The sequence below is a fragment of the Enterobacter cloacae complex sp. SHL018 genome (genome assembly GCF_049237905.1).
In the GTDB taxonomy this organism is placed as follows: Bacteria; Pseudomonadota; Gammaproteobacteria; order Enterobacterales; family Enterobacteriaceae; genus Enterobacter; species Enterobacter hormaechei_C.
On the sequence record NZ_JBMKJE010000001.1, the window covers coordinates 1723285 to 1735726 of the forward strand.

At 52.5% G+C, this 12442-nt stretch carries 14 protein-coding genes, 1 pseudogene and 1 riboswitch; of the genes and pseudogenes, 7 read left to right on the top strand and 8 right to left on the bottom strand.

What is annotated here, in order from left to right; genetic code table 11:
• Window positions 1-39: 39 nt before the first annotated feature.
• The 5 genes from manX to mntP all read left to right on the top strand — a co-directional run bounded on the left by manX (window position 40) and on the right by mntP (window position 4194).
• The gene (gene manX / locus ACOTY5_RS08325) at window positions 40-1002 is read left to right on the top strand and encodes a PTS mannose transporter subunit IIAB (protein WP_017384327.1); all 963 of its coding nucleotides are present in this window, start codon (window positions 40-42) and stop codon (window positions 1000-1002) included.
• Window positions 1003-1049: 47 nt separating this feature from the next.
• Complete coding sequence (gene manY, locus ACOTY5_RS08330) at window positions 1050-1850, top strand: PTS mannose transporter subunit IIC (protein ID WP_032653954.1); 801 nt, start codon at window positions 1050-1052, stop codon at window positions 1848-1850.
• Between the two features lie 12 nt (window positions 1851-1862).
• Window positions 1863-2714 (top strand): PTS mannose transporter subunit IID, encoded by an 852-nt coding sequence (locus tag ACOTY5_RS08335; protein WP_006810994.1) that lies wholly within the window; start codon window positions 1863-1865, stop codon window positions 2712-2714.
• Window positions 2715-2768: 54 nt separating this feature from the next.
• Complete coding sequence (locus tag ACOTY5_RS08340) at window positions 2769-3227, top strand: DUF986 family protein (RefSeq protein ID WP_015570303.1); 459 nt, start codon at window positions 2769-2771, stop codon at window positions 3225-3227.
• A 198-nt stretch (window positions 3228-3425) separates the two neighbouring features.
• A riboswitch (yybP-ykoY riboswitch) is annotated at window positions 3426-3626 on the top strand.
• A 1-nt stretch (window position 3627) separates the two neighbouring features.
• Entirely contained in the window at window positions 3628-4194 is a 567-nt protein-coding gene (gene mntP, locus ACOTY5_RS08345) for a manganese efflux pump MntP (RefSeq protein WP_023296797.1), read from the top strand.
• Here mntP and rlmA read toward each other — a convergent pair.
• The 6 genes and pseudogenes from rlmA to mgrB all read right to left on the bottom strand — a co-directional run bounded on the left by rlmA (window position 4191) and on the right by mgrB (window position 8550).
• Entirely contained in the window at window positions 4191-5006 is an 816-nt protein-coding gene (gene rlmA / locus ACOTY5_RS08350; RefSeq protein ID WP_015570301.1) for a 23S rRNA (guanine(745)-N(1))-methyltransferase, read from the bottom strand. The two genes, mntP and rlmA, sit on opposite strands and share 4 nt — an antisense overlap.
• Before the next feature lie 39 nt (window positions 5007-5045).
• Window positions 5046-6791 carry a peptidoglycan glycosyltransferase FtsI gene (ftsI, locus tag ACOTY5_RS08355; RefSeq protein ID WP_045142105.1) on the bottom strand — a complete coding sequence of 582 codons (1746 nt, stop codon included), beginning with the start codon at window positions 6789-6791 and terminating at the stop codon, window positions 5046-5048.
• Window positions 6792-7008: 217 nt separating this feature from the next.
• Window positions 7009-7218, bottom strand: a complete 210-nt coding sequence (gene cspE / locus ACOTY5_RS08360; protein ID WP_001062678.1) for a transcription antiterminator/RNA stability regulator CspE — start codon at window positions 7216-7218, stop codon at window positions 7009-7011.
• Between the two features lie 12 nt (window positions 7219-7230).
• Window positions 7231-7375 (bottom strand): annotated as a pseudogene (locus ACOTY5_RS08365) (DUF2627 domain-containing protein).
• A 669-nt stretch (window positions 7376-8044) separates the two neighbouring features.
• Window positions 8045-8332 carry a YebO family protein gene (locus tag ACOTY5_RS08370; protein WP_032648590.1) on the bottom strand — a complete coding sequence of 96 codons (288 nt, stop codon included), beginning with the start codon at window positions 8330-8332 and terminating at the stop codon, window positions 8045-8047.
• A gap of 74 nt (window positions 8333-8406) precedes the next feature.
• Window positions 8407-8550, bottom strand: a complete 144-nt coding sequence (mgrB, locus tag ACOTY5_RS08375; RefSeq protein ID WP_003859906.1) for a PhoP/PhoQ regulator MgrB — start codon at window positions 8548-8550, stop codon at window positions 8407-8409.
• 160 nt (window positions 8551-8710) lie between these two features.
• Here mgrB and ACOTY5_RS08380 point away from each other — a divergent pair, with 160 nt between their 5' ends.
• The gene (locus tag ACOTY5_RS08380; RefSeq protein ID WP_017384332.1) at window positions 8711-8950 is read left to right on the top strand and encodes a YobH family protein; all 240 of its coding nucleotides are present in this window, start codon (window positions 8711-8713) and stop codon (window positions 8948-8950) included.
• 63 nt (window positions 8951-9013) lie between these two features.
• On the opposite strand, the gene kdgR is transcribed toward ACOTY5_RS08380, so the two are convergent.
• Window positions 9014-9805, bottom strand: coding sequence for a DNA-binding transcriptional regulator KdgR (kdgR, locus tag ACOTY5_RS08385; RefSeq protein WP_015570299.1), 792 nt, complete (start codon window positions 9803-9805; stop codon window positions 9014-9016).
• Window positions 9806-9983: 178 nt separating this feature from the next.
• Here kdgR and ACOTY5_RS08390 point away from each other — a divergent pair, with 178 nt between their 5' ends.
• Window positions 9984-11357: an MFS transporter gene (locus tag ACOTY5_RS08390; RefSeq protein ID WP_039270566.1), complete on the top strand. Its 1374-nt coding sequence runs from the start codon at window positions 9984-9986 to the stop codon at window positions 11355-11357.
• Window positions 11358-11408: 51 nt separating this feature from the next.
• Here ACOTY5_RS08390 and htpX read toward each other — a convergent pair whose 3' ends face one another.
• Window positions 11409-12290, bottom strand: a complete 882-nt coding sequence (gene htpX / locus ACOTY5_RS08395; protein WP_003859899.1) for a protease HtpX — start codon at window positions 12288-12290, stop codon at window positions 11409-11411.
• Between the last annotated feature and the right edge of the window lie 152 nt (window positions 12291-12442).

Consider the following 12442-nt stretch of genomic DNA (forward strand, 5'->3'; position numbering starts at 1 on the left):
CCTGGCAGACGTATACATGATAATAAAAGGAGGTAGCAAGTGACCATTGCTATTGTCATAGGCACACATGGTTGGGCTGCGGAGCAGTTACTCAAAACGGCAGAAATGCTGTTGGGCGAGCAGGAAAACGTCGGCTGGATCGATTTCGTTCCCGGTGAAAATGCCGAGACGCTGATTGAAAAATACACTGCTCAGCTTGAGAAGCTGGATACCAGCAAAGGCGTGCTGTTTCTCGTGGATACATGGGGCGGCAGCCCGTTCAACGCTGCCAGCCGCATTGTCGTCGATAAAGAGCATTATGAAGTCGTCGCCGGGGTGAATATCCCGATGTTGGTGGAAACCTTCATGGCGCGTGACGACAACCCAGGTTTTGATGAACTGGTGGCACTGGCGGTGGAAACCGGTCGCGAAGGCGTGAAGGCGCTGAAAGCGCAGCCGGTTGAAAAACCGGCCCCTGCCCCTGCTGCACCAAGGGCGGCAGCACCGGCGAAGCCAATGGGTCCGAACGATTACATGGTTATCGGCCTTGCGCGTATTGATGACCGTCTGATCCACGGCCAGGTGGCAACACGCTGGACCAAAGAGACCAACGTACAACGCATCATCGTGGTCAGTGACGAAGTGGCCGCCGACACTGTCCGTAAAACCCTTCTTACCCAGGTTGCACCGCCGGGCGTCACCGCGCACGTCGTGGATGTCGCCAAAATGATCCGCGTTTACAACAACCCGAAATATGCGGGTGAGCGCGTGATGCTTCTCTTCACCAACCCGACAGACGTCGAACGCATTGTTGAAGGCGGCGTGAAAATCACCTCCGTTAACATTGGCGGTATGGCATTCCGTCAGGGCAAAACGCAGGTCAACAACGCGATTTCAGTGGATGCGAAAGATATCGAGGCCTTCAACAAACTGAATGCACGCGGTATCGAACTGGAAGCCCGTAAGGTTTCCACGGACCAGAAACTGAAAATGATGGATTTGATCGGCAAAGTGGGGAAATAAGCCCGGGCCGGTTTTTCATATAGAGCTTATGTAATAGGAGAAGTGCAATGGAGATTACTACTCTTCAGATTGTGCTGGTGTTCATCGTCGCATGTATTGCGGGTATGGAGTCCGTACTTGATGAATTTCAGTTCCACCGCCCTCTGGTGGCCTGTACGTTGATTGGCGCCGTTCTCGGTGACATGAAAACCGGTATCATCATCGGTGGTACTTTGGAAATGATCGCCCTCGGCTGGATGAACATCGGTGCGGCAGTTGCGCCAGATGCCGCGCTGGCGTCCATTATTTCAACCGTTCTGGTTATCGCTGGTCATCAGAGTATTGGTGCCGGTATCGCGCTGGCCATCCCGCTGGCCGCAGCGGGTCAGGTGCTGACCATTATCGTCCGTACTATTACCGTTGCCTTCCAGCACGCGGCGGATAAGGCGGCCGAAAACGGCAACCTCACCGCGCTCTCCTGGATCCACGTTTCTTCCCTGTTCCTGCAAGCAATGCGTATCGCAATCCCTGCGGTTATCGTGGCGATTTCTGTCGGTACCAGCGAAGTTCAGGGCATGCTGAATGCGATCCCTGAAGTGGTTACCAGCGGTCTGAATATCGCCGGGGGTATGATCGTGGTGGTCGGTTATGCGATGGTCATCAACATGATGCGCGCGGGCTACCTGATGCCATTCTTCTACCTCGGCTTCGTTACCGCTGCGTTCACCAACTTCAACCTGGTTGCGCTGGGTGTGATTGGTGCGGTGATGGCGATTCTTTATATCCAGCTCAGCCCGAAATACAACCGTGTCGCGGGTGCCCCTGCGCAGGCTGCTGGTAGCAACGATCTCGATAACGAACTGGACTAACAGGTGAGCGAAATGGTTGATATGACAAAAACTACCACTGAGAAAAAACTCACTCCGGGTGATATTCGTGGCGTGTTCATCCGTTCTAACCTGTTTCAGGGTTCATGGAACTTCGAACGTATGCAGGCGCTCGGCTTCTGCTTCTCCATGGTGCCGGCCATCAAACGCCTGTATCCGGAAAACAACGAAGCACGCCGTCAGGCAATTAAGCGTCACCTGGAATTCTTCAACACCCATCCTTATGTTGCGGCGCCTGTTCTGGGCGTGACGCTGGCAATGGAAGAGCAGCGTGCGAACGGGGCTGAAATCGACGATGGTGCCATCAACGGTATCAAAGTTGGTCTGATGGGGCCGCTGGCAGGCGTGGGCGACCCGATCTTCTGGGGTACCGTGCGGCCGGTCTTTGCGGCGCTGGGCGCCGGGATCGCCATGAGCGGCAGCCTGCTCGGTCCTCTGCTGTTCTTCATCCTGTTCAACGCGGTGCGTCTGCTGACCCGTTACTACGGCGTGGCGTACGGTTATCGTAAAGGGGTGGATATCGTTAAGGATATGGGCGGCGGCTTCCTGCAAAAACTGACTGAGGGGGCGTCAATCCTCGGCCTGTTTGTAATGGGGGCGCTGGTTAACAAGTGGACGCACGTGAACATCCCGCTGGTGGTATCGACGATCACTGGTCAGGATGGTCAGACGCGCGTTACCACCGTGCAGACGATTCTGGACCAGCTGATGCCGGGCCTGGTACCGCTGCTGTTAACCTTCGCCTGTATGTGGCTGCTGCGTAAGAAAGTGAACCCGCTGTGGATCATCGTTGGCTTCTTCGTCATCGGTATCGCGGGCTACGCCGTCGGCCTGCTGGGTCTGTAATAAAATGCGTTACCGACCGGGGGCTTGCCCCCGGTCTTTTTATCTGGAGGATGAATGACTGTCACGGACACCGTACTGGTTTTATTTATTGTTGCCCTTCTGGCTTACGCGATCTATGACGAGTTCATTATGCCTCGCCGCCACGGCGAGACGCTGCTGACCCTTCCCCTCTTACGCCGTGGACGCATTGATGCGTTTATCTTCGCCGGTCTGGTAGTCATCCTGATTTACAATAATGTGACCAGCCACGGCGCAATATTAACCACATGGTTATTATGTGCGCTGGCATTAATGGCGATTTACCTGTTCTGGATCCGCTCGCCAAAACTCATTTTTAAAAAACACGGATTCTTCTTCGCCAATGTCTGGATAGAATATAACCGTATTAAAGAGATGAATTTATCCGAAGACGGGGTTCTGGTGATGCAATTAGAACAACGCCGCCTGCTCATCCGGGTCAAAAATATTGATGACCTGGAAAAGATCTACAAATTACTCGTTAAAACTCAATGAGTTAATATTATAGCATCGGCTATATATTGCATTATTCTTAAACCAGCAATATAGCCGGTGCTATATCTCCTCTGTTAATTGCCTTATATTTGTTAACGATATTTTCACGCATAAATCTAAATGAAAATCGTTATCAATATAGTGGCTATATAAAGCCATCTTCGTTGTTGTTTTATATTCTCAAAATATGTTAAGGTTGCGCCCGTCGTTGGGGAGTAGCCGATTTCCTGCCTGCGGGAAATGTACGTGTCAACATACTCGTTGAAAAACGTGGCGCGTACGGATCGTTTTCAGCACACTGACTGTGCCAAAAGCGATCAGGCGAGACCATAGATACATCAACTGCTGTTTACTGGGGGCAGTGATGTGTCATATGGATATCCCCGGTCTGGACGCTCTTATGAATATCTCCGCTACGATCCTTCTGGCTTTTGGCATGTCCATGGACGCATTTGCCGCCTCTATTGGTAAAGGTGCCACCCTCCATAAACCTAAATTTTCCGACGCCCTGCGTACCGGTCTCATCTTTGGTGCTATCGAAACGCTGACGCCGCTTATCGGCTGGGGTCTGGGGATGCTCGCCAGCCAGTTCGTGCTGGAGTGGAATCACTGGATTGCTTTCGTGCTGCTGGTGTTCCTCGGCGGACGCATGGTGATTGAAGGCTTTCGTGGTAACGGCGATGAAGATGATGCGCCGCTGCAACGCCACGGCTTCTGGCTTCTGGTGACAACCGCCATCGCAACCAGCCTGGATGCAATGGCCGTGGGTGTCGGTCTGGCGTTTTTGCAGGTCAATATTATCGCCACCGCGCTGGCGATTGGCTGCGCCACGCTGATCATGTCAACGCTGGGGATGATGGTGGGTCGGTTCATTGGCCCGCTGTTAGGCAAACGAGCCGAAATTCTGGGCGGTATCGTGTTGATCGGGATTGGTGCCCAAATCCTTTGGGCACACTTCGCGGGTTAACCTTCGCGCTGCCAGCAATGGATGCTGAAATCCGTCTGGCAGCGAAATTCTGTCTGCGCTGCCAGCGTTTCCCACACCTCTGGTTTTGCCCGCCACGCAAACGGCGTCATTTGCAGTAACGCCACTGCTTCACTTCCCTGCAACGTCATTTCATACGCTACCGACTGCGCCTGCTTTAACGCAAAGCCCGCCAGCTGTTCAGAGTGCGGCGCATGCAGGTGAACTTCATCATAGATCAGCCCTTTTAGCTCCAGCAGATGACGCGGCCCTGGCGTGACGGTGATAACCCAGCCGCCAGGCTTAACGACGCGCGCCAGCTCCTCTGCCTTGCACGGCGCATAGATACGCACCACGGCGTCCATACTCGCTTCCTCAAACGGCAGGCGGTGGCTGGAGGCCACGCAGAACGTTACCGCTGAGTAGCGTTTGGCTGCCGCACGGATAGCCACTTTCGACACGTCCAGCCCGAAAGTTTCGGCACCCTTCTCAGCCGCCACGTCAGCAAACGTGGCGGTGTAGTAACCTTCGCCGCAGCCGATATCCAGCATGGCGGATGCGCCTTCTGTCAGATATTGACGGAGTAAGGCGACAACGGCATCCCTGAGCGGTTGATAGTGCCCGGCATCGAGAAACGCCCGGCGCGCCTGCATCATCTCCGCGCTGTCACCCGGGTCCCGGGAGCGCTTGTGTTGTACCGGCAGAAGATTTACATAGCCCTCTTTCGCCCGGTCAAACTGATGTCCCTGTGGACAGATAAACGTTTTCTCCGCGCGCGTCAGCGGCGCGTGGCAAAGGGGACAACTGAAAGACATGACAGCTCCAGGGCGTAAACCAAAAGGCGAAGTGTACCGCTATTCGCCAGGGTTATAAACGGCTGGGTGACGCATCACGATCAGATGGTCAGAATCTGCCGGCAGCCCGTCTGGCTTCACGTTTTCCAGGCGCAGGACGTTACCCATAATTTCGCTGAACACGGGCGCAGAAACGGCCCCGCCATAGTAGGCACCGTTTTGCGGATCGTTGATCACCACCACCAGCGCGAAACGGGGATCGCTGGCAGGCGCAACGCCTGCGGTATAGGCGACGTATTTATCCACATACTTACCATGTTCATCGATTTTTTTGGCCGTCCCGGTTTTTATCGCCACGCGATAGTTACGCACCGCCGCTTTGACCCCGCCACCGCCGGGTAACGCAACGCTCTCCATCATATGTTCCACCTCGTGAACAATTTCCTCGGGCATCACCCGCTTGCCAATCACCGGCGGGTCAATACGGGTGATGGACAGAGGCCGTTCAATGCCGTAGCTGCCGATGGTGGCATACACATGCGCCAGCTGGAGGGGAGTTACCATCAGGCCATACCCAAAGGCAAAGGTCGCCCGATCTAACTGACTCCAGAATTTTCGCTGCGGCAGTAAACCTGCGCTTTCTCCCGTTAAACCAAGCCCGGTACTCTCGCCAAAACCAAAGTTTTTATAGGTATCCAGTAACCGTTGCACGGGCATCGCCAGCGAAAGACGGGATACGCCTGTGTCGCTAGATTTTTGCAAAATCCCGGTCATCGTCAGCTCGGGGTAGTAGCCCACATCACGAATACGATGACCATCAATGGTGTAGGGATGCGTATCTATCACGCTGTCAGGCTGTACCAGCCCCTGCTGTAGCGCCGTCATCAGCACCAGAGGCTTAACGGTCGAGCCAGGTTCAAAGGTGTCGCTGATCGCGCGATTGCGAAAATCATCCTGCGTTGCCCCTTCCCGGTTGTTGGGGTTGAAGTCGGGGAAGCTCGCCATCGCCAGAATTTCGCCCGTTCGGATATTAATCAGCACCGACGCGCCTGACTCGGCTTTGTTCCACGCCACGGCATTATCCAGCGCGTCTTCGGTGATAGTTTGCAGGCGTTCATCAATACTAAGCTGAATATTATGTGCAGGTACGGGAGCCACCTCCGTAAGGTTCTCCACCACATGTCCGTAGCGATCTTTCCTGACCAGCCGCACGCCTGCCTTCCCGGTAAGCTGCGTGTTAAAGCTTTTCTCGACGCCCTCAATGCCCTGACCATCAATATTGGTGAAGCCAATCAGGTTCGCCGCCACGTGCCCGGCAGGATAAAAGCGGCGGGACTCATCGCGAAGGTTGATGCCGGGGAGACGCAGCTTATCGATCCACTTTGCCTGGGCGGGATCAACCTGACGGGCCAGGTAAATAAATCGCCCGTGCGGGTTACTGTTAATTCGCGATGCGAGCGTGCTCAGAGAAAGGTGTAAGGCATTTGCCAGGGCCTGCCAGCGCGAGTCAAAACCGATCCCCCCTTTTTCCAGCACTGTTTTGGGATCGGCCCAGACGGCCTGGACGGGTACGCTCACCGCAAGGGGTCGCCCTTCACGGTCAACAATCATCCCACGCGGGGCGTCTATCGCCACTTCGCGCAGGGAGCGCATATCCTCCTGCTTCACCAGATTATCCGGTTTGATAATTTGTAGCCACGCTACGCGGCCCAGCAGAAACGCAAGGCTACAAAAGATGGCGAGACACAGAAGTGCAAAACGTGCCGGAGTAAAATTTCCGGTGGTGGTTATTGTCTTTTTTTTCACCTTAACCCCAGGGCTGTTAATCAACGCCCTGATTTAACGAGAAAAGCGGATAATAAGGCGGGAAAACAATGCTAATAATCTCGCGGGTTTGCAACAAGATAATAACAGAGGAAGATTACGTAATATTTTGAAAAATAAGCGTATAAAAAAAGCCCCGCATCGGCGAGGCTTATGTCTGAGATCGAAGCGCTGAGCGCTTCAGTCAGCAGTGATTCGATCAGATAGCAGTTACGTTAACCGCAGCTGGGCCTTTCTGGCCATCCTGAATTTCGAACTCAACGTTCTGGCCTTCAGCCAGAGTTTTGAAGCCGTTACCCTGGATTGCAGAGAAGTGTACAAACACGTCTTTGCTGCCGTCAGCAGGAGTAATGAAACCAAAACCTTTAGACTCGTTGAACCACTTAACTTGACCTTTAATCTTTGCCATTTGCAAAATTCCTTAGAGTGTTTTCTTAGCCCGCGGGCTTTGACATAGATAAAACTGAGACATTACTGCTTGAGGCACTAATATAAGGTTCGGCAGAGAAGCGGTATTCAACGACAACGTGTTTACTCAGGACTTCTTTACTGAAAATGCCACACATAAACAGAACTGTACCTCGTTTGACCCAAAACGTGTTATCACACACAACGTTTAATATGGCAAGCCATTTTTAAACGTGTCTCGATCCGCCGCACAAATTCAGACGTTACTCCATAACAATCTGCACAGTTATGCGAATTGTCAAATGAAGCACCACCTGACCTCACTGCCCGCAGGGTGCGTTGACGCGCCCTGTAATCAAAGACTTTTTAAACATAGCTCAATCATTTCAAAGCGTCCATCCCAATCCCAGAATTTCTTTAGAGGAATGACTGAGTTAGAACATTTTGTGAAAAGTTATGCTGAAAACATTGCAACGCACCAACATGTGTCAGGGAATATACGATGTTAATTACATTTTGCTAACTGTATTAAAAACCACCATTTAATAAGTGTTATTCTGCACCAAAATAATGAAATTTTTATGACTCTGCCTCAAAACAAGGCAAGCAAAACGTTTCGATAAAAATAAAACACTTCAGGAAAGATAAAGCACACTATTTATTCAACGAAACTGAATTTGTTAAATAAGGATAAATATTCACCAGTTTTCAGTGTGCTAAAACATGAGTTAACTGCTGCTTAATTAAATGCCGGGAAGTTGTGGGATGCATTTGATAAGGGAGGGGATTTACGCCGTACGTCAGGCCACCTCCCCGCTCCGGGCAGACTATCGTTCAGCTACCAGGCGAATGAAGTCTTCCTCGTCTTGTTGTTGAGCAACAGCGTCCTTCGGTACCGCTTTCTCCTCCGGCTCGTTGGCTTCGCACAAACGACGCAGCAGCGCAGTCTGCCGTTTCTGCTGATCGAGCAATGCTTCCAGCAGCTCAATCTGCTCATTTGTGCGGGAGCTGGCGCGGTTAACGAAAAACCACAGCACCAGCCCAACGACCAGCACCAACAAAGACATTACCAGGGATGCAATGCTCAGCAGCCCCGAATTCAGTAACTCACCCATTTCACCACCTCAGTAAAAACCGCCATTTTACCACTGCCGCCGCGTAAGGACATCACTCAGCGTAAAAATGGTCTCTACCAGGGGATAAACTTATTGATTGAACAAATGCCGCTAAAGAACTGTACATCCTGATCGCACATCACATTGATAGTCTGCGTCCACAGCACCACGCATGCTATCAACACTATAATCAGAATTACCCAGCGTATTTTTTTCACTCCACACTCCGTCTTATGACCTGATACAGCCAGGTTATCACGGTTATCTTAAACAGGGGCTAACTGTACCTTCAACAGACGCTTTTCGGAATCGTGCACTTGTTTCACTGCGTAAAGCCGTTACGCTTACTCTATGACAACAAAGAAAAAAGAGGCAACGATGCGTTTACTTATTCGTACAGTAATTGTACTGGCCATTGTCTGGATCGGCCTGTTATTAAGTGGGTACGGCGTATTAATGGGGAGCAAAGAAAATGCCGCGGGTCTGGGTATCCAGTGTAAATATCTTACCGCCCAGGGGATAAGCACGGCTCAGTACATCCATTCCGACAGCGGGATCATCGGGTTAACCAACTGTCCTGTGCTGCGTAAATCATCTGTTGTGGTTGATAACGGTTAATCAGCGCTGAACTTCGCTTACAGAAACGCCGCAAAAGTGCGGCGTTTTTATTGGTGGCGTCGATCAGAACGGATAATCGTTATAGCCCATCTGCTCTGAAATTTTGCGCGCTGCGGTATGCAGAATCGCCACATATTCATGAAGACGCTCTTCAGAGAAACGCAGCGTTGGGAACGAAATGCTCAGGCCCGCAATGACAACGCCGAAGCGGTCAAACACCGGCACACCGATGCAACGCAGCCCCTCTTCCTGCTCTTCGTTATCTTCCCCGTAACCCTGCTCACGCACTTTATCCAGCACGCTCAGCAGTTCTTCCGTACTGGTAATCGTGCGGTCGGTGCTGCGTTTGTACTCCACCCCGTCAAGGATTTGCTTCACCTCTTCGCGATCGCGCCAGGCCAGCAGTACTTTACCAATTGCGGTGCTGTACAGCGGGTTACGACGACCAATGCGTGAATACATGCGCAGGTTGTACATGGAGTCAATTTTGTGGATGTAAACAATGCTGTCTTCATCCAGCGCACCGAGGTGAATTGTCTCTTTCGTCAGTCGTGAAAGTTCACGCATCTGAATGTCAGCGCTGCGGATCAGATCCACGTTCTGCAAGGCGCGGGCGCCCAGTTCAAACAGTTTCAGGGTCAGAGAATATTTTTCTGATTCTCCTTCCTGCGCGACATAACCCAATGATTTCATCGTCTGCAAAAAGCGATAAACGGTGCTTTTCGACATCATCACACGCTGCGACAACTCTGTAATACCAATTTCACGCTCTTCTCCGAGCGCCTGCAAGATGCCAAACACCTTCAGCACGGAAGAAACAGAATCTGGCTGCTTATCCAAATCTGCGATTGCCATTTATCACCTCATGGAGAGTGTTTTATAAAAATCAGAACCGGTTTTTATTATAAATTCGTGTGATGCGTGCTGCAATCTATCTGGGTTTACTTCGTTACAAATCTGCGACATAAAACCGAAATAACGATGCTAAAATAGTTACTCTGAAAATAATTTCACGCTGAGTCATTCTTTCCCCATGCAAAAAAACGTTTCTGATGGCCTGCCCTTACCGCAGCGGTACGGGGCAATTGCCACTATTGTCATCGGTATTTCGATGGCTGTCCTTGACGGTGCGATTGCCAACGTGGCTCTTCCTACCATTGCCAAAGACCTTAATGCTTCGCCGGCAAGCTCCATCTGGATTGTGAACGCGTACCAGATAGCGATTGTGATTTCCCTTCTGTCACTCTCTTTCCTGGGCGATATGTTTGGTTATCGCCGGGTTTACCAGTGCGGGCTGGTGGTCTTTACCCTCACCTCGCTCTTCTGTGCCCTTTCAGATTCACTGCACACCCTTACGCTGGCGCGTATCGCGCAGGGCTTTGGCGGCGCGGCGCTAATGAGCGTGAACACGGCCCTGATACGGCTTATTTATCCTCAACGCCACCTGGGGCGCGGCATGGGCATTAACTCCTTTATTGTGGCCGTGTCGTCCGCAGCCGGCCCAACGATTGCCGCCGCCATCCTGTCCGTTGCCTCGTGGCAGTGGCTGTTTGCCATTAACGTGCCGCTGGGCATTGTGGCGATCTTCTTCGCCCTGCGCTATCTTCCGGAAAATGGTCCGAAAAGCACCATGCCACGTTTCGATCTGCCCAGCGCCGTGATGAACGCGCTGACTTTTGGCCTGCTGATTACCGCGCTGAGCGGATTTGCGCAGGGACAGTCTCTGTCGCTCATTGCCGCAGAAATCGTTGCCATGCTTATCATCGGCTTTTTCTTTGTTCGACGTCAGCTGGCGCTGCCCGTGCCGTTACTGCCGGTGGATTTGCTGCGTATTCCGCTGTTTTCGCTATCCATTTGTACCTCCATTTGCTCGTTCTGCGCCCAGATGCTGGCGCTGGTTGCACTGCCGTTCTTTTTGCAGAGCGTGATTGGCCGTTCAGAAGTGGAGACAGGCTTGCTGCTCACGCCCTGGCCGCTGGCAACCATGGTGATGGCCCCGCTGGCCGGTTACCTTATTGAGCGCGTCCATGCCGGGCTTCTGGGGGCGATTGGGCTGGTTGTCATGGCGGTGGGACTGTTTTCGCTGGCGCTCCTGCCCGCCTCGCCGGGGGATCTGGATATTATCTGGCGCATGATCCTGTGCGGGGCCGGTTTTGGTCTGTTCCAGTCCCCTAATAACCACACGATTATCACCTCTGCCCCACGTCATCGCAGCGGTGGCGCCAGCGGGATGCTGGGCACGGCAAGACTGTTAGGGCAAAGCACCGGGGCCGCACTGGTGGCGTTGATGTTTAACCTTGCCGGGCAGAATGCGACACACGTTGCGCTGATTACCGCAGGGACCCTGGCGACCCTCGCGGCTGTCATTAGCGGCCTTCGCGTCACCCAGCCAAAGGCGCAGGCATAAAAAAACCGGGCGGAGAATGGCTCCAGCCCGGTTCTTTTCAACCCGATTACGTTACTTCAGGTATTCGCCGCTACGCAGCGCTTCAATACGTTTATCCAGCGGCGGGTGAGACATAAACAGCTCGCTCAGCGACTTTGATTTGCCGTTGATGCAGAAGGCCATCATGCTGTTTGCTTCCTGCGGCTCGTAGCTGGTTTTAAGACGTTGCAGCGCAGCAATCATCTTTTCACGACCCACCAGTTTCGCGGAACCGGCATCCGCGTGGAACTCACGATGACGGGAGAACCACATGGTAATGATGCTTGCCAGGATACCGAACACCAGCTCCAGCACCATTGAAACAGCAAAATAGATTAGCGGGTTGCCGTTGCTCTCTTCACCCTCATCACGGTTGCCCCCCATAAACCCGGCAGCAATCTGTGCCAGAATACGAGAAATAAAGATAACGAAGGTGTTCACCACGCCCTGGATCAGGGTCATGGTGACCATATCGCCATTGGCGATATGGCTGATCTCGTGAGCAATAACCGCTTCCGCTTCGTCACGACTCATGTTTTGCAGCAGACCGGTACTGACGGCCACCAGGGACGCGTCACGACGCGCACCGGTAGCAAACGCGTTAATATCCGGCGCGTGGTAGATGGCTACCTGCGGCATGGCAATGCCCGCCTGCTTTGACTGCTGAGCAACCGTGCTCATCAGCCACTGCTCCATATCGTTACGCGGTTGCTCAATAACTTCACCGCCCACAGATTTCAATGCCATCCACTTCGACATCAGCAGTGAAATGAAAGAGCCACCGAAACCAAACAGCAGCGCCATAATCAACAGACCCTGAACGCTGCTCGACTGAATTCCCGTCAGGCTTAGCACCAGCCCGAATACCACCATCACCGCCAGGTTGGTGAGCAGGAAGAGCGCGATTCGCATCATAATATTCTTTTAACCTCAGTTTAACAAAACGCACTATGCGATTACCCACATCGTATGGGTATTACGGCTATTTTCAAGCATCCAGACGGCGTAAGTCACCAGAAAGACACAACTTTACACAATTGGAAATCCGCCTGACGGAAGGAGGAGGT